The 16,314-nt window shown below is 64.1% G+C and carries 15 protein-coding genes; 7 read left to right on the top strand and 8 right to left on the bottom strand.

Going from position 1 to position 16,314, the window contains the following annotated elements; genetic code table 11:
* Nucleotides 1–92: 92 nt before the first annotated feature.
* Together QRN59_RS08390 and QRN59_RS08385 are read right to left on the bottom strand one after the other, a co-directional pair.
* Nucleotides 93–1,340: an FAD-dependent oxidoreductase gene (locus tag QRN59_RS08390; protein WP_284982064.1), complete on the bottom strand. Its 1,248-nt coding sequence runs from the start codon at nt 1,338–1,340 to the stop codon at nt 93–95.
* Between the two features lie 7 nt (nt 1,341–1,347).
* Nucleotides 1,348–2,016 carry a TetR/AcrR family transcriptional regulator gene (locus tag QRN59_RS08385; protein ID WP_284982063.1) on the bottom strand — a complete coding sequence of 223 codons (669 nt, stop codon included), beginning with the start codon at nt 2,014–2,016 and terminating at the stop codon, nt 1,348–1,350.
* A 101-nt stretch (nt 2,017–2,117) separates the two neighbouring features.
* On the opposite strand from QRN59_RS08385, the gene QRN59_RS08380 reads away from it, so the two are divergent.
* The 5 genes from QRN59_RS08380 (at nt 2,118) to QRN59_RS08360 (ending at nt 6,980) form a co-directional block, all read left to right on the top strand.
* Complete coding sequence (locus QRN59_RS08380) at nt 2,118–3,182, top strand: NAD(P)-dependent alcohol dehydrogenase (RefSeq protein WP_284982062.1); 1,065 nt, start codon at nt 2,118–2,120, stop codon at nt 3,180–3,182.
* A gap of 99 nt (nt 3,183–3,281) precedes the next feature.
* Nucleotides 3,282–3,692, top strand: a complete 411-nt coding sequence (locus QRN59_RS08375) for a (R)-mandelonitrile lyase (RefSeq protein WP_284982061.1) — start codon at nt 3,282–3,284, stop codon at nt 3,690–3,692.
* Between the two features lie 20 nt (nt 3,693–3,712).
* Entirely contained in the window at nt 3,713–4,570 is an 858-nt protein-coding gene (locus QRN59_RS08370) for an aldo/keto reductase (RefSeq protein ID WP_284982060.1), read from the top strand.
* 7 nt (nt 4,571–4,577) lie between these two features.
* Nucleotides 4,578–5,162 (top strand): flavodoxin, encoded by a 585-nt coding sequence (locus tag QRN59_RS08365; RefSeq protein ID WP_284982059.1) that lies wholly within the window; start codon nt 4,578–4,580, stop codon nt 5,160–5,162.
* 231 nt (nt 5,163–5,393) lie between these two features.
* Nucleotides 5,394–6,980: an arylsulfotransferase family protein gene (locus QRN59_RS08360; RefSeq protein WP_284982058.1), complete on the top strand. Its 1,587-nt coding sequence runs from the start codon at nt 5,394–5,396 to the stop codon at nt 6,978–6,980.
* Nucleotides 6,981–7,007: 27 nt separating this feature from the next.
* Here QRN59_RS08360 and QRN59_RS08355 read toward each other — a convergent pair whose 3' ends face one another.
* The 4 genes from QRN59_RS08355 to QRN59_RS08340 form a co-directional block, all read right to left on the bottom strand.
* Nucleotides 7,008–8,459 (bottom strand): purine-cytosine permease family protein, encoded by a 1,452-nt coding sequence (locus tag QRN59_RS08355; protein WP_284982057.1) that lies wholly within the window; start codon nt 8,457–8,459, stop codon nt 7,008–7,010.
* A gap of 82 nt (nt 8,460–8,541) precedes the next feature.
* Nucleotides 8,542–9,342, bottom strand: a complete 801-nt coding sequence (locus QRN59_RS08350) for a carbon-nitrogen hydrolase family protein (RefSeq protein WP_284982056.1) — start codon at nt 9,340–9,342, stop codon at nt 8,542–8,544.
* 46 nt (nt 9,343–9,388) lie between these two features.
* Complete coding sequence (locus tag QRN59_RS08345) at nt 9,389–10,738, bottom strand: APC family permease (protein ID WP_284982055.1); 1,350 nt, start codon at nt 10,736–10,738, stop codon at nt 9,389–9,391.
* Between the two features lie 10 nt (nt 10,739–10,748).
* Nucleotides 10,749–11,627, bottom strand: coding sequence for a carbon-nitrogen hydrolase family protein (locus QRN59_RS08340; RefSeq protein ID WP_284982054.1), 879 nt, complete (start codon nt 11,625–11,627; stop codon nt 10,749–10,751).
* 93 nt (nt 11,628–11,720) lie between these two features.
* On the opposite strand from QRN59_RS08340, the gene QRN59_RS08335 reads away from it, so the two are divergent.
* Together QRN59_RS08335 and QRN59_RS08330 are read left to right on the top strand one after the other, a co-directional pair.
* A complete protein-coding gene (locus QRN59_RS08335) occupies nt 11,721–12,485 on the top strand; it encodes a FadR/GntR family transcriptional regulator (protein ID WP_284982053.1) in 765 nt (254 codons plus the stop codon).
* Between the two features lie 141 nt (nt 12,486–12,626).
* The gene (locus QRN59_RS08330) at nt 12,627–14,108 is read left to right on the top strand and encodes a purine-cytosine permease family protein (protein WP_284982052.1); all 1,482 of its coding nucleotides are present in this window, start codon (nt 12,627–12,629) and stop codon (nt 14,106–14,108) included.
* A gap of 392 nt (nt 14,109–14,500) precedes the next feature.
* Here the strand turns inward: QRN59_RS08330 and QRN59_RS08325 are convergent, their stop codons facing one another.
* Together QRN59_RS08325 and QRN59_RS08320 are read right to left on the bottom strand one after the other, a co-directional pair.
* Complete coding sequence (locus QRN59_RS08325) at nt 14,501–15,343, bottom strand: IclR family transcriptional regulator (RefSeq protein ID WP_284982051.1); 843 nt, start codon at nt 15,341–15,343, stop codon at nt 14,501–14,503.
* 58 nt (nt 15,344–15,401) lie between these two features.
* Nucleotides 15,402–16,298 carry a hypothetical protein gene (locus QRN59_RS08320; protein ID WP_284982050.1) on the bottom strand — a complete coding sequence of 299 codons (897 nt, stop codon included), beginning with the start codon at nt 16,296–16,298 and terminating at the stop codon, nt 15,402–15,404.
* Nucleotides 16,299–16,314 lie beyond the last annotated feature (16 nt).

The following is a 16,314-nucleotide window of genomic DNA, read 5'->3' as shown; positions in this document are numbered from 1 at the left end:
CAAGCTTCGCACCAAACACCACTCTTGTCACCCACGTCACATCCACCCCCGTGGTTTCATGAGCCCCTGCGGAGCGGGGATTCCCTGTTGGATTACCGGTGGTTCGCGTGATGGGGGCTGCGGATATGTTCGCGACGGAAGCCGAGGCCGACGATGCGGCCCAGGAGGCGTTTGATCGGTGGCATGTGGCTGATGAGCCGCATGAGTTGGATCGGGGGGCTTGTTTGGGCGAGGCGTGCGAGTTGGCGGGTCTGCTGTCGTTGCAAGGCCTGTGCAAGACGTACCGCGGGTTCGCGTCGCCGTTGCAGGCGCTGGAGGTCCGCAACGGCGACGGTGCCGCTTCGCAGCGGTACTGCGAGGTGATTGGCCGTGGCGACGGCGTCGGCGATCGCATAATTCACGCCGGCGGCTCCGGCCGGTGACATGGCGTGCGCTGCGTCGCCGATACATAACAGCCCGAGCTGGTACCAGCGGCGGAGCCGATTGGAGCGCACCGAGAGCAGCTTGATCTGGTCCCAGTCGGTCAGCTCGGCCAGTCCGGTGGCCAGGAATGGTGCGGCATGTGCCACCCGATCTCGGAAGGCGGGCAGGCCCGCGGCCTGAACCTGCAGGAGTGCTCCTTTCCCGATGATCGTGCCGCACTGCCAGTAGTCGCCGCGGTCGATCGCGAGGACTATCTGCCCGCCGCCGAGGTAGCCCAGCGTCGGCGGCGCATCCTGGCTGCGTGGCACGCGGAACCACAGCACGTCGATCGGCATCGCAAACTCCCTTAGCGGCAAGGCCGTGTGATCCCGGATAAGGGAGAACCGGCCGTCACACGCCACCGTGAGATCCGCGCGGATCTCTACTTCGCCGTCGTTCGTGTGCGCCCGTACGCCGATCACTTGCTCGCCGCGGCGGAGCAGGCCGGTGGCCTCGGTGCTCATTTCGAGTCGGAAGCCAGGGAACTTCCTGGCCTGGGCGGCCAGGAAGTTCAAGAAGTCCCACTGCGGCATGAACGCCATGAACTTGCACCGGGTGGGCAGGTGCCGGAAGTCCACCAGCCCGAAGGTCTGCCCGTCAATGCCGAGGCGCAGTTCTGGTATCTCTGTGTGCGGCAATCGCAGGAACTCTTCCAACAAACCCAGCTCGGCCAGTACGTCGGTGGTCGCCGGATGGATGGTGTCGCCCCGGAAGTCACGGAAGAAGTCGGCGTGCTTCTCCAGTACGGTCACCTCGACCCCGGCGCGGGCGAGCAGGTAGCCGAGCATCATGCCGGCCGGTCCACCACCTACCACACAACAACGGGTTTCCCAAGATCGTGGACCGCGGCCGGGAGCGGGAGCGGTTTCGCGGGGCATCTCTAGCTCACCTCATCGACCGGCTGAGGCCGTCAAGGATGAGGTTTAGCCCGAAGTCGAATTCGTCCCCGAAGTCGTAGCCGGGCTTGAGGACGTGTTCGGTGGCAATCTCGATCATGTGGGGGTACTGCCCAGTCGAAAAGCGTTCAACGATCGGCGCTGTGATCTCCGAGGCGGTGTCCCGGCCGTCAAATGGCAGGGCGGCTTCCTGTAGCGCGAATCCGTAGATGTAACTGTCGAGCAGGGCGTAGGCATGGGCTGTCATCTGAACGGAAAAGCCTGCTGCCCTCAAAGTCGCCAGCGTCGCTTCGTGATGGCGCAGGTTCGCTTCGCCCGGGGATGAACGGCTCTCCAACAGACCGACCGCCCACGGATGGCGTTTGAGCGCGCTGCGCACTGCGTGCGCCCGTCGGTACATTTCCTCCCGCCAGTCGCCCGCGGGAGAGGGTGATTCGATTTCGCTGAAGACCATGTCCACGATGCCGTCCAGAATCTCATCCTTATTGGCCACATAGTAATAGAGCGACATGGGCTTGGTTCCCATGCTCTGGGCGAGCGAGCGGATGGTCAGCGCCGCGATTCCGGACTCGTCGGCGAGATCCACAGCGCAGCCGAGCACCCTTTCGCGGCTCAGCGGAAGGCGCCGCTGGGGGAGGGGCTGTGCAGTGTCGGGCATCGTGACTCCTTGGCCTCTAGCGATTTAGTACATTGTACGATAATCTTTTTAGTACAGCGTACGAAAAGCTGCGCACCCCAATTGTGTGGAAAGGAACGGCCATGACCTCTGCCCAGCATGCTGCGGAGACTCCGATTTCGGGCGGCTCGCCCGCGGCGCAGCCGCATGCGTCGGTCACGATGCGGGCCATCGTGCAGGAGGCTTACGGTTCCGCCGACGTCCTGCACGTGGCGCAGATCCCCACGCCGGAGATTGCCGAAAACGAGGTGCTGGTTCGGGTCCATGCTGCAGGCCTGGACCGGGGGACCTGGCACGTAACCAGGGGCCTGCCCTACGCGTTGCGCCTGGCCTTCGGCATCCGAGCCCCGAAAAACCCCGTCCCCGGGCTGGACCTGGCCGGCACGGTCATGGCGGTCGGAGCGGCGGTGACCCGGTTCGCCGTCGGGGACGACGTCTTCGGCGTCGGGAAGGGCTCTTTCGCTGAGTACGCGACGGCCCGCGAAAGCCAGCTCGCGCTCAAACCGGCGAACATCAGTTTTGAACAGGCCTCGGTGGTCCCCGTTTCCGCTTGCACCGCGCTGCAGGCCCTGCGCGCTGCGGGCCAGATAGCGCCGGGACACAAGGTGCTGATCCTTGGTGCCTCAGGAGGAGTGGGCAGTTACGCTGTTCAGCTCGCCAAAGCAGCCGGGGCCTATGTCACAGGCGTTTGCAGTACAGCCAAATTGGACCTGGTGCGTTCGCTCGGCGCTGACCGCGTCCTCGACTACACCACGCGGGACTTCGCCGACGGCACGGAACACTACGATATGATCCTGGATATCGCCGGGAACCCCACCCTGGCACGCCTCCGCCGGGCACTCACCCCTACCGGCACGGCCGTTATCACCGGCGGCGAAGAAGGCGGCTCTTGGACGGGCAGTATCGACAGGCAATTCAGGGCCCTGGCGCTGTCCCCGTTCATCAGCCAGCGGCTGACGATGGTCATGGCGACCCAAGGCGCTGCAGACCTCGAATACCTAGCCGGGCTCATCGACTCCGGGACCCTCACCCCGACTGTCGACCGCAGCTATCCGCTGGAGCAGGTTCCGGATGCCATGCGCTATTTCGACGCCGGCAAAGTGCGGGGGAAAATCGCGATCACCATCCAAGGCGTCCAGGGCAGCTGAAACAGGCACTGACAGTACACGGTATAACAGGCACTCCCACGCGGACGCGGGGACTGGTTCTCTTGAATCAGTCCCCGTTTCTCCGTTTGGAAGGCCACCATGAAACTCGTACCCCCTACCCCCACGGCCAAGGCCCCGCAGGAGCGGTTCACGGGAGACGTCTACCTCAACTCCCTCCACAACGGCGAGGCGCCCTCGCGTCTCGTGGCGGCGATGGTCCGCTTCACCCCCGGCGCCCGTACGAACTGGCATTCCCACCCCCTTGGCCAGACCCTGCACTGCACCGACGGCAACGGATTCGTTGCTAGCCGGGACGGCAGCGTGATCCACATGCGCGCAGGAGACACGGTCCACACGCCGCCAGGCGAGGAACACTGGCACGGAGCCACCCAAGACAACATGATGTGCCACCTGGCTTTGGTGGAGCACGACAACGGGGAGAGCGCCACGTGGCTTGAACCCGTCAGCGACCAAGACTACGAAACCGCGCACGCCCAAGCCAACCGATAATCCCACGAAAAGGAAACCCCATGAACACCGTCACCCTTAACAACGGCGTCGAAATGCCGATCCTCGGCTTCGGCGTCTTCCAGATCCCGGACGACGAAACCCAGGCCGCCGTGGAAGCCGCCCTCGACGCCGGTTACCGCCACCTGGACACAGCCGCCTCCTACGGCAACGAGGCCGCCGTCGGCGCCGCGATCAAGGCGAGCGGGATCGCCCGCGACGAACTATTCATCACCACGAAGCTCTGGATTCAGCATGCCCCGGCAGGCAGCGTCCAGGACGACACCAAGCGCGCCTTCGACAACTCACTGAACCGCCTCGGACTGGACTACCTCGACCTGTACCTGATCCACCAGCCGCTCGGGGACTACTACAGCGAGTGGCGCGCCATGCAGGACATCCACAAGGACGGCCTCGCCCGCGCGATCGGGGTCTCGAACTTCCACCTGGACCGGCTGGTGGACCTCATCGACCACAACGAGATCGCCCCGGCCGTCAACCAGATCGAGACCCACCCCTTCCACCAGCGCGCCGCCGACCAGGCGCTGATGCGCGAACGCGGCGTCCAGATCGAGTCCTGGGGACCATTCGCCGAAGGCAAGAACGAGCTGTTCACCAATCCGTTCCTCAGCGCCATCGCCGGGGCACACGGCAAGTCCGTCGCCCAGGTGGTGCTTCGTTGGCTCATCCAGCGCGAAGTGGTCGTCATCCCCAAGTCGGTCCGGCCGGAACGCATGGCCCAGAACCTCGACGTCTTCGACTTCGCCCTCACGGACGAGCAGATGAACCAGATCGGAACCCTGGACACCGGCGCCAGCCTCTTCTTCGACCACCGCGACCCCGCCATGGTCAGCTGGCTGGGCGGACGCAGGATCGCCTGAGACGACCATGCCCACTCAAAGAGAAACGCAGCCTGCCCGAACCACCGCCGCTCCCGGCACCAGCGGCGGCCGTGTCCTTCTCGCCTACTTCTCACGCGCCGGAGAGAACTACTACGACGGCGGCCGCGTCCGCCTCGACGTCGGCAATACGGAGGTGCTGGCTGGCATGATCGGCAGCCTCATCGCCTGCGACGTACACCGCATCGACGCTGAGGAACCCTATCCGGACAACTACGATGCGACCGTTGCGCGCAACGTCCAGGAGCAGAACGCGAACGCCCGCCCGGCCATAGCCAAACCGCTGCCCTCGATCGAGAAATACGACACGGTGCTGTTGGCCAGTGGCATCTGGAACGTCCGGGCACCAATGATCATGACCACGTTCGTGGAGAGCCACGATTTCACGGGCAAGACCATCCACCCGATCACCACCCATGCCATGAGTGGGCTCGGAACCACCGAAAAGGACTACGCCACATCCAGCCCAGGGGCGATCATCGGCGAAGGACTCGCAGTCCGCGGTGAGCGCGTCCGCGACTCAGGACAGGACATCGAATCGTGGCTGCGACGGACCCGGCTCCTCCAAGGGTGATCTTCTCCGGAGGTGACTCGAGGCCGCGTCACGCCAGGTAACTTCTTGGCCCCGCGACTCCGCTCAAACCCCGGATTCTTGAGCTCGCGGCCGGCTCAAGCCAACAAAAACCTGCTCTGCGTGACGCCGGGACAGCCCGCACCAAACACTGAGTTCCCGCCCCGCCCTCTTACAGCAAACTTGCAGCTTCTGTCCGGTTTCCGCACTGTGTTCCGGTTCTATCCTGAGGGGGTGGAGCAGAATACGGAGTCTGGGAGTGGTGATCGGGCAGCTTCCCGGGAAGACCGTGAGTCCCGCTTCAGGTTGAGCCGGCGCGGCTTCCTTGGCGGGGCCGGGATGGCAGGCGCGGGATTGCTCGCCGGACTCGGCATCGCCAGGACAGGCGTATTGCCCGGAGGCACGGCCCCGGTCAGCGCGGCTACACCGGCGCCGACGGCGTCACCCTCGCCGTCGGCGAGCAGCACGGCTTCCGCCCCTGCGATCCGTAGCTTCGTTTCCACGGCTTTGACCGCTGCCCGCGTTGCCAGCTGGGCTACCGGTCCTACCGGGGCAGGCTTGCTGTTCGTGGGACCGATGGGCCACGGCAGCAACGGGCTGATCATGGACAACCACGGTGAACCGATATGGATGGAACCGACAGGTTCCGGGGTGACGGACCTTCGGGTACAAGCCTTCGAAGGCCAAATGGTTTTGACTTATTGGACTGGAATCGGGACCGGTGGACACGGTGCAGGAAAGGGCATCGTCAAGGATGTCCATTACCGCACCGTGGCCGAAGTCAACACGGGCAACGGACTGCAAGCGGACCTGCACGAGTTCACCATCACCTCTGCCGGGACGGCGTTGATGATCTCCTACCCGACCGTCCGGCATGACCTGACGTCGGTGGGCGGACCTGCGCAGGGCTACATGTTTGATTGCCATGTCCAGGAAATCGGCATCCGTTCCGGCAAGGTCCTCTTCGACTGGACGGCCTCGGACCACATCGACCTGACTGAGTCCTATGTGCGCCCGTTCGACAACCCCAAGGCCGACGGCTCCGACGCCACGAAAGCGTTCGATCCGTTCCACCTCAATTCGGTGGACGAGAGCGGGGACGCACTCCTTGTTTCGTCCCGCCACACGCACACCGCCTATTTGATCGGCCGCTCGGACGGGAAGATCCGCTGGCGTTTGGGCGGGAAACGCAGCGACTTCTCGATGACGCCGGAGTCTGTCTTCGCTTGGCAGCACGATGTTCGGCGTCGGCCCAGCGGCATCATCAGCATGTTCGACAACCATTACAACCAAGGCACCACCGGGAGGTCGCGCGGGCTTCTCCTCGCCGTTGACGAAAAGGCGCGCACCGCCGTCGTCAGGCAGGAGTTCAGCAGGGGCGGCCACCGGGGCGACGCCGAAGGGAACCTGCAGTTCCTCGATAACGGGCACGTCCTGGTGGGCTGGGGAGCGGACCCCGCCGCCACCGAATTCACTCCCGATGGGAAAGCGGTATTCGAAGCGACAGGCCTAGGCGATGCCTCATACCGCACCTATCGCTCGCCATGGACAGGCCGGCCGGACACCGTCCCCGATCTGGCGGCGGTGCCCGGCAACGGGTCCACGATGCAGCTCTACACCAGCTGGAACGGCGCAACCGAGGTTGCCAAGTGGAGGTTCCTCACCGGAACCGGTCCCGGGTCCATGGCTGAAGCGGTGACGGTTCCGCGTCGGGGCTTTGAGACGTCGACGGCGGTGGCCGCCGCGCCGAGGGCTGCCGTCGAGGCTTTGGACAAGTCGGGCAACGTTTTGGCGACGTCCACGGTCATCGCCACTGCCTGATTCCGGGCCTTTCGCCTCCCGGCCGAGCTAAGGCAATATGTGTTCGTGCGCGGCTGCCTCCAAGGCCTCGGCCTCTTCCTTGGCCATGCGGGTCTCTGCCTCGACGTCGATGCGCCGGGTCATCAGCCAATACAGCCCAGCGGAGACGGGGAGCCCGATGAACAGCGAGATGTCGGCGCCGTCAAGGGCGTGGGCTATGAACCCGACGAAGAGCTTACCGGCGGAGAAGAAGGGGATCATCAGCACAAAGCCGACGAGGTAGGAAATGATGCCAGGCCATCCCCAGCGTCCATAGATCCCGTCCGGCTTGAAGATCTCTGCGATGGCGTAGTGGCCCTTGCGGACGATGAAGTAGTCGGTGAGGTTGACCGCCGTCCACGGAATGAAGAAGTACAGCACCAGCAGTAGGAAGTCGTTGAAGTTGGCCAGGAAATCGGCGGAGGCAAGGTTCGCCAGGACCACGGAAATGAGTGCGGTGATGGAGATCGTGATGATCCGGAGCCTCAGGGTCGGCCGGATCTGCCGCACGCTGTCGATGGACGATATCAGGGTTAGCGAACCGCCGTACATGTTCAAGGCAGTCACGGACAGCAAGCCCAGGGCCGCGACGAACAAGGCGATGCCACCGAATCCGCCGAAGAGCTGGTCGGCGGTGGATTTGATCGAGCCGATGGTTTCGAAGTTTTCCCCGGCGGCGGCGCCGATGTATGCGCCCAGGAACATCACCCAAATACCGCCGAGGGCACTGCCCCAGAACGTCCACCGGAAGGTGCCGCGACCGCTGGACCGCGGAAGGTAACGGGAGTAGTCCGAGACGTAGATGGCCCAGGAGATCTGGTAGCCGGCCGCGACCCCTAGCTGGCCCAGGAACGGCACCAGGTGGAAGTCGGCCAGGTTGTATGCGCCGGCGGGTATGACTAGCTTCACGGCTGCAATGGTGAGCAGCGCCAGCATGATGATGGTCAGGTAGGTCAGGTAGCGCTCAAAGGCGTGGATGAGGTCGTAGCCGAACAAGGCGATGACGACGGCAACAATGGTGACCACCCAGAACCACAGGTTTTGGGACCCGACGTTGACCGATTCCTGGATGGCTTGGCCGGCCAGGATGGTGTTGAAGATGTTGAAGCCCGCGTACTGGAGGTAGGCGAAGAGCCAAACCAGCAGGGCGCCGATGTAGCCGAATTGCGGCCGGGACTGGATCATTTGTGGCAGGCCGAGTTGGGGGCCCTGCGAAGAGTGAGCGGCCATGAACAGCGTGCCGACGAGCACCCCGATGGCGATCGCGAGCAGCGACCAGATCAAGTTGCCGCCGGTGGTGATGCTGATCAACCCCACGGCCAGGGTGGCGATCTGGGCGTTGCTGACGAACCACAACGGCCCGATGTGTGAGACCTTGCCGTGCCTCTCGTTCAATGGAACGTAGTCGATCGACCGGACCTCCAGTCCGCGGCCCGATCCTTTGTCCGTCGTAGTGCTCATGGCGTTTCTCCTTCGATGCGCGGGTGCATCTTGACTTTGGTTTAGCACAGAGTTGGGCGGCCTAGAAGAGGTCGCGAGATTCCTAGACGAGCCGGTGGTGCCGCCACGTGGGGAACTGGTCCCGGGCTGCCTGGACGGCACCCGGTGAAATTTCCAGTGTCGCGGTGGCCGGCTCAGTGCCGAGGCCATGCAGGACAGTTCCCAGGGGGTCAATGAGCATGCTGTAGCCGATGGACACTGGCGGAGTCTGGGAGACCGCCGCCACGTACACGCCGTTCTCTATTGCCCGGGCCTTGGCCAAGGTGGCCCATTGCTCGGTCTTGGCACTGCCGGGAACCCACGAGGAGCAGACGAGGAGCACCTCGGCCCCCGCATCGGCCAGGATGCGCGCCAACTCCGGGAAACGCAGGTCGTAGCAGGTCATCAACCCGAAGCTCATGCCGCCGCAGGAAAAGATGACCGGCACGGGCTCCGGCGCGGCTTCGATGTAATCCGATTCGCGGAATCCTTGGCAGTCAAACAGGTGGATCTTCCGGTAGCTGGCGAGGCGGGAACCGTCCGGACCGATCGCCACCAACGTGTTGAAGGCCCGGTCCTCTTCCCCGGATCCGTCCCGTTCCCCGGAACTTTCCAGGAGGCCCGCGACGACGGCGATCCCGTAATGTGCCGCCGTCGCCTGGAGCTTGGCAGCCACCGGGCCGTCAAGGGGTTCGGCCATGTCCACGAAGCTCTGGTCCACCCGGCTTTTCTCATACGTCGAGTACTCCGGGAACACAATGAGGTCAGAGCCCTCGCGGGCGGCCCTGGCACAGTATTCCGCGATGAGGTCGAGGTTACGGTCGACGTCCGTGCCGGAATCGATCTGGGCTAGGGTGATGCGCACGCAGTCCTCGTTTCTCTGTGTTCCGGCAGCACGCGGTGACCTGTCGTCATATCAGGGCGGCTTCCTTTTCCTCCATCACCATTTCCGGCGGTGCCTTCCCGAACCCCTTGGTGATGATGCCCAGCACAACGACGCCGACGCAGAGCCAGATCAGCCCGAGCGTGATGGCATTCGAATCCAGCTGGGAGAGCAGGAAACCGTCGATGATCGCGCCCACCGCCGGCATGACCACGTAGAACAATACGCTGAGCCGGTGCCCCGAGCGTCGTTGGCGCAGGTAGTAGGCAATGACCGAGATATTGACGAGGGTGAAGGCCGTAAAGGCACCGAAGTTGATGAACGACGTCGAAGTGGCAACGTCCAGGAACATGGCGATGAGTCCCACCGCCCCGGTGATGGCCAGGTTGAACACCGGCGTGTGGAAGGACTTGTTCAGCGCCCCGAAGACCCTCTTCGGCAGGACTGAATCCCGGCCCATCGCGTAGAGCAGGCGCGAGGCGCTGGCCTGTGCCGCGAGCCCGGAGGCAAACTGGGACACCACGAGTCCCGCCAGGAAAACTGCGCCGAAGAACTGCCCACCGATCTTCAGGGCAATGTCCGAGGCCGCCGACGCCGAATCGTCGAACACCCCGCCGGGGTGGATCAGCTGGGTCGTGTAGGACACAACAACGAAGATCGCGCCGCCGATCAGTGCGACGAGCATGATCGCCTTCGGAACGGTCTTCTTCGGCTCGATGGTCTCCTCGGTGAGGGTGGACACGGCGTCGAAGCCGAGGAACGAGTACGCCGCGATGGCGGCTCCGGCGGTGATCTTGTCGAAGCTCGACGTGTCGTTGAAGAAGGGAGCCGTGCTGACCAGGGCGCTCGCGCCGGAGGTTGAGATCAAGGTTGCAACGGACAAGGCAACGAAGAGGACTATCACCAGGAGCTGGAAAGCCATCAGCAGGTAGTTGGCCTTGTCCGCCACCTTGACGCCAACCACGTTGAGCAGCGTGGTGATGGCGATGAACGCGACAATCCAGACCCCGATGGGGATGGCGGGGAACTGCGCCGTGAGGTAGGAGCCTCCGATCAGCCAGATGACCATCGGCAGGAACAGGTAGTCCAGCAGGACCGCCCAACCGGCCAGGAACCCGATCCGGGAATCGATGGAGCGCCGGATATACGTGTACGCGGAGCCGGCCACCGGATAGGCAACAGCCATCCGTCCGTAGCTCTGCGCGGTGAAGAGCATGGCGACCATCGCCACCAGATAGGCCGACGGCGATGCGCCGCCTGTGGTTTCGGCGATCACGCCGAATATCGCCAGGACGATGAGCGGGGTCAGGTAGGCCAGCCCGAACAGGACCAGCGAGGGCAGTTTCAGGGCGCGCGTGAGGCTCGGTTGCGTTGTCACCGGTGGTTCCTTAGGAGTTGGAGGACCGCGGGGTCCACGTGGTCGGGTCGATGCGGCCTTGGTAGATGGGCAGCTCGATGGGCGGCTCGCCGGGGCGGAATTGGGACCAGGGACGGTTGAGGTTTTCGGTCCCGTGCGTGCGGACATGCTCGACGGCGGAGAGGTCCAGTTCCGCGGCGAGAAGGGTGGGGGTGTCGTCGCCGGCCTCGGCTATGGTGTTCCCCTCAGGGTCGACGATCAGGCTGAGGCCTTTGCCGGTGGGGCCCGCGCAGTTGACGCTGACCATGAAGACCTGGTTCACAATCGCATTTGCCTTGGCCAGGACGAGTTCTTGCTTGCGGTCAGCCGTCGTGGTTTTCACGACGTTGAGGATGACTTCGGCGCCCATCCACGCCAGCTGGCGGGTTACCTCGGGGAACCAGGCGTCGTAGCAAATGTTCAGGCCCACTCTGCCGATCCCTTCAAGATCAACGGTCGTGAAGCGATCGCCAGGGTCGTAGGGCTCAAAGGGGCGCCAAGGGAAGACCTTGCGGTAGTAGCCGGCAAGGTCGCCTTGCGGAGAAAGGACCAACTGGGTGTTGAACAATTGCCCCTCGGGGCCGCGTTCGCAGACGCTGCCCGGAACCAGCCAGATGCCCAAATCCGCTGCGAGCTGTCGTAACTCTTTGACCCGCGGACCGTCCAGCGGTTCGGCAGAGTCCTGCAACACCTCAGTGCGCTGCTGATCCGGGTAGGTGTCCCCGAAGAGGTGCAGTTCGGGGAAGACCACAAGCTTGCTTTGCGGTTGGATCGCGACGGCGGCGGCGACCTCGGCTGCGAAGGCCTGGATCGGCTCGCCGATCAGTCGGGGTGACGCTTGGGCGGCGATGAGGGGAAGGATACGTTGCACTTGTTTCTCCACGTTGTCGTTGTGACTCGCCTCATATTAGATCATAATGATCAAATAAAAGAAAGGTGGATTTTGCCCCGTAAAGTAGCGGATATGACCCGTCAGCTCGAGGAGAACACCGGCGACTCACCCATCGATGCTGCCCCTTTGCTCGGAATCGACCGCAGGAGCGCAATCGACGCCGTGCGGCTGCGGATCGGCATGGCCATATCCTTGGGGCTGCTCCAGCCGGGGGAGAGGCTGCCCGATCAGCAAGACGTCGCGCTGGGCCTATCGGTCAGCCCGATCACGGCTCGCAGGGCCCTGGCAAGCCTGGCTGATCAGGGCGTCGTTGTCCGCCGTCGCGGACGCGGCGGCGGAACCTTTGTCGCTGATGAGCCGCCGCGGAACGTGCTTGAGCAGCTAACTGCGTCGCCCGCAGAATCCCTTGCCGTGAACCGGCTGGTGGGCCGCCGGCTGCTGTTCGAATGCGCGATCACCCATTTCGCTGGGGTCAATGCCACGGCAGCGCAACTTGACGAGCTGGAGCGGCTTACCCAGGAAATGGCCGGATCAAGCAATTGGTCCGAGTATCACCAGGCCGACGAGAGGTTTCACCGGCTCGTCGCGGCGTCCTCAGGCTTGGGAACCGCGGTCGAGGCCTACAACGAGGCGTTGGCGGAACTCTACGCATACTTCATCCCGTACCCGATCGAGTTTCTCCACGAGTCCAATCGGGACCACATCGCGCTGGTGAACGCCCTGCGGGTTGGTGACGATCTCGGCGCGGTGGAGGTATCGCGGCGGCACGTGGATGTGTTGCATAAGACGATGTTCATGGGCCTGGCCGGCGGCGACGGCGCTAAAGGCGGTAATTAGGGGTAATTGACAGCTCTTGCCCTATCGTCCGGGATATCGGACTTAAGATGGCCCCCTTTCCGTGATCACTGTCACTTTGCATGCTCTGATTGATTCTCAGTTGGGGACATCGGACTTCGGTTGTCAAAGTGAGGATCAGGCATGCAGGCCATAGGAAAAGCGGGAACGGGTGGGCCGCGCGTAGAGCGTCGTTCCATCGACTTTGTCCCGGAAAATGAGCGCCATGGTTCGCCCGGCCAGCAGTTCACGCTCTGGTTCGGGGCGAACATGCAGATTACGGCCATTGTCGACGGCGCCTTGGCAGTGCTGTTCGGCGCGGATGCGCTGTGGGCGATCCTCGGACTCCTGGTCGGAAACCTCCTGGGTGGCGCTGTCATGGCGCTCCACGCGGCCCAGGGGCCGAAGCTCGGCTTGCCGCAGATGATTTCCAGCCGGGCGCAGTTCGGAATCTTCGGGGCGGTGATTCCCCTGGTGCTGGTCGTCGTCATGTACCTCGGCTTCGCGGCAACCGGCACTGTCCTCTCCGGACAGGCCATCAGCCTCATCCTCCACACGGGCACCCCGGCCGTGGGCATGATCGTCTTCGGGGTGCTGACCATCATCGTGGCGACCCTGGGCTACAAGTACATCCACATGTTGGGCCGCATTGCGACCGTCGTCGGTATCCTCGGCTTCACTTACCTGGGCATCAGGTTGTTGACCAGCCAGGACGTCGGTGCACTCTTGGGAGCCGGCGGTTTCGAGTTTCCGACCTTCCTGCTCGCCATTTCGCTTGGCGCCGGATGGCAGCTGACGTACGGTCCGTACGTGGCCGACTACTCCCGGTACCTGCCTTCGAACACCCCGACACGCAAGACCTTCATGTCGGCGTACTTCGGCACGGTGATCGGTTCCCAGTGGTCCATGACCCTGGGCGCGCTCTTCGCTGCCCTAGCGTTGCCCAAGGGCGCGCGGTTCTTGGATGGCCAAGTCGCTTTCCTCGGGAACCTGAGTGGTGGCGGACTGATCGCGGTGGTCATCTACCTGGTCATCGTGACCGGAAAACTGACCGTCAACACGCTGAACGCATATGGCGGCTACATGACCATGCTTACCTCGGTCACAGCGTTCACCCGCAAGTCTGCGGTAGCGTCATGGACCCGGTTCGCCTATGTGATCGGCTTTATCGGACTCTCAGTACTCATCGCAGTCCTCGCCTCTCCCGACTTCATCGCCAACTTCAAGAACTTCGTCCTTCTCCTGCTGATGGTATTCATCCCCTGGAGCTCCATTAACTTGGTGGACTACTACTTGGTTTCCAAGGAAAAGGTAGACATTCCGGCACTGTATGACCTGAATGGGCGCTATGGGAGGTGGAACAAGACTGCGCTGCTCAGCTACGCGATCGGCATCGTCGTCCAGATCCCGTTCCTGGCGCAGACCCTCTACACCGGACCGATGACGGACCTTCTGGGCGGGGCGGATATCTCCTGGCTCGTAGGCCTCGTGGTCACGGCAATCGTGTTCTACCCGCTGGCGAAGAGGAACTCCAACGCTCCGGCTGAGATGGTCTACCCGATGGAACCCGGCTTGGAGGCGGTAGCTCCGCTAGCCGGCTCAGTGTCGAACACCGCGGCAGTTTAGGCTCTGCCCTCGTTCCCCCAGACGCTCGCTCACTTTTGGGGCATTTCCGGCGGACGCTCGCTCACATGAGGTGAGCGAGCGTCCCTGCTTTTGTCCATATATGTGAGCGAGCATCACGGCATCTGGCCTTGTTTGTGAGCGAGCGTTTCTGTCGATGTGCCGGGAACAGTTGTCCTAGGGCCCGACGGCGGCGGTCCCGTTGCGCCGTCGTCGTGCCTTTGCCTCCATCCCCCCGGTACGCTCGCTCACTCTTAGGGTGTTTCCCCCGGACGCTCGCTCACTTTTGGGGTGTTTCCCCCGGACGCCCGCTCACTTGAGGTGCGCGAGCGTCGCGGCTTTTGGCCTTATATGTGAGCGAGCGTCCCTGCGCCACGGAGGGAAGGATGTCGGGATCAGGCTTGGGTGCCGAGCCTGCGGGAAATTTCCCGGCCACATCTGGTCACTTCCGGAATCCACTCGCGGGCGACGTCCTCGATGCGGACCGCCCTTTCTTCGGCGGTCTCCGCGTCCTTGGCGCGGTGCCGAGTGCCTCCGCCGGGAAACGCCCGGTTCGACACCGTCAGCGTCACGCTGGCCACCGGGTAGCGCTGCCGATCGAGGACGGCGACGGCCACAGAGGAAAACCCCTCCGTGACCTCGTCCTGCTCCCACGCATATCCAAGCGACCGTGCCCGCGCCAAGAGATCCTGCAACGCGGGCAAGGATTGCGGGCCTTTGCTGTGGCGTTCCGCGAAGGCCTCCGGTCCGGGGAAAAGGGCAGCCACCTGGGCGGGGTCCATCTGGGCCATCATCGCCCTGCCGCTGGCCGTCAGGTGGGCCGGAAGCCGCACCCCGGTGTCGGTGACCAAGGGGCTTTGCCGCGGCGCACGTTCCTCGATCACGTAAACGACGTCGCGCCCGTGCATCACGGCAAGATGGGCAGTCCGGCGGGTCCGGGCGACGAGCCGGGACAAGGGGAACCGGGCAATCCGCTGGATGGGCGCTTGTCGCGAATACCCTGTCCCCAACTCATGGGCGGTCACTCCCAAGGCATACTTGCGCTCTTCGGGAAGGTGAACCAGAAAGCCGTCATCGATCAGTGAGGCAATGAGCTGATACGTGGTTGACCGGGGCAAGCCAACATCGCGCGAAATGATCGACGCGCTGACCGGGCCGGCCTGGCCAGCGACGAACCTGAGAACCGCCAGCACCTGCGCCGCGGCCGGCGCCTTGGGCCGCACGGATTGACTGTACATTGTCCTAGAATACGCCCCGGAATGTCCGGTATACCGGACGTGGAAGCCGCGCTCCGCTTCAAGGCAATCCCTCCAACCGGGCTCGCGCCGTCTCCGCGGTCCGGCGTTCCCGGGCGGCTAGCCGCACTGCCAGTTTGCGGTTACGCTCGGCCAGGGTGATCGCCCACTCCGTGGCGGCAAGCTCCAGCTGCAGCGCAGCCAGCTTGTCTTTGGCAGCTTTGACTTCGACGGCGAGTTTCTCGCTCCGGCGCACGGCCTCCGACTCTTCGCGCTCGGCCTGGGCGAGTTCCAGGTCAGCCTTGTCCGCATTGCGCTCTGCCTCCACGAGCGCAGTCTGTGCCTTCTCGCGTTCGCGCTCCGAGTCAGCGCGGCCGCGCTGGGAGTCTGCCCGCCCGCGCTGCCGCCCGCCGTCGTCGGGCCCTTCTCCAGTGGTATCCACCGCCGGGAGCGCGCCCGCAATCGCCACCGCGCCCGAGAGGTCCACGGGTTCCAATCCGTTCGTGGAGAGCGAGCGCACCAGCTGCCCGCTGCGGAGCGCCGCGGCAGCACCGGGATCAGTCATGGCGGCCCTCAGCGTGGCCTCGATCTCCATCGCGGCGGCGCCACTGATTTTGACGCCCAAGCCTTCCGCCACGGCCCGGGCCTGCTCGACGGCGGCACCCAGGACGCGCGGCCGCTGCTGGCCGAGCGTGCGGAGACGGTCGTGATCCTGCTGCTCCTGGGCCCTCCCGAGCGATGCCCCGAGCTCCAGGACACCCGCGAATTCCTTGGTGCCGTGCCGGACGAGCATGTTGACTGCCCACGCCGCCGTCGAAGGCTTGGGCAACTGGGCGACCTGTTTTGCCAGTTCCGCGTCCCCTGCGGACTTGGCTTCCTTTGCCCGCGCAGTGCGGGCCGCCGTGAACGCCGAGGGAACCAGTGTGTAGAGCTCGACGGCGATCGCGGCCAGAACCATCGTGGACGCCGGCGCT

The sequence above is a fragment of the Arthrobacter sp. efr-133-TYG-118 genome, from assembly GCF_030209755.1.
In the GTDB taxonomy this organism is placed as follows: Bacteria; Actinomycetota; Actinomycetes; order Actinomycetales; family Micrococcaceae; genus Arthrobacter.
Note: the sequence above shows the minus strand (reverse complement) of the source record. Positions and strands in the feature narration are given on the sequence as shown.

Coding starts and splice junctions, on each gene's coding strand:
- QRN59_RS08390 (WP_284982064.1), bottom strand. CDS start 1,340: ATGCCCCGCGAAACCGCTCCCGCTCCCGGCCGCGGTCCACGATCTTGG.
- QRN59_RS08385 (WP_284982063.1), bottom strand. CDS start 2,016: ATGCCCGACACTGCACAGCCCCTCCCCCAGCGGCGCCTTCCGCTGAGC.
- QRN59_RS08380 (WP_284982062.1), top strand. CDS start 2,118: ATGACCTCTGCCCAGCATGCTGCGGAGACTCCGATTTCGGGCGGCTCG.
- QRN59_RS08375 (WP_284982061.1), top strand. CDS start 3,282: ATGAAACTCGTACCCCCTACCCCCACGGCCAAGGCCCCGCAGGAGCGG.
- QRN59_RS08370 (WP_284982060.1), top strand. CDS start 3,713: ATGAACACCGTCACCCTTAACAACGGCGTCGAAATGCCGATCCTCGGC.
- QRN59_RS08365 (WP_284982059.1), top strand. CDS start 4,578: ATGCCCACTCAAAGAGAAACGCAGCCTGCCCGAACCACCGCCGCTCCC.
- QRN59_RS08355 (WP_284982057.1), bottom strand. CDS start 8,459: ATGAGCACTACGACGGACAAAGGATCGGGCCGCGGACTGGAGGTCCGG.
- QRN59_RS08335 (WP_284982053.1), top strand. CDS start 11,721: ATGACCCGTCAGCTCGAGGAGAACACCGGCGACTCACCCATCGATGCT.
- QRN59_RS08330 (WP_284982052.1), top strand. CDS start 12,627: ATGCAGGCCATAGGAAAAGCGGGAACGGGTGGGCCGCGCGTAGAGCGT.
- QRN59_RS08325 (WP_284982051.1), bottom strand. CDS start 15,343: ATGTACAGTCAATCCGTGCGGCCCAAGGCGCCGGCCGCGGCGCAGGTG.
- QRN59_RS08320 (WP_284982050.1), bottom strand. CDS start 16,298: ATGGTTCTGGCCGCGATCGCCGTCGAGCTCTACACACTGGTTCCCTCG.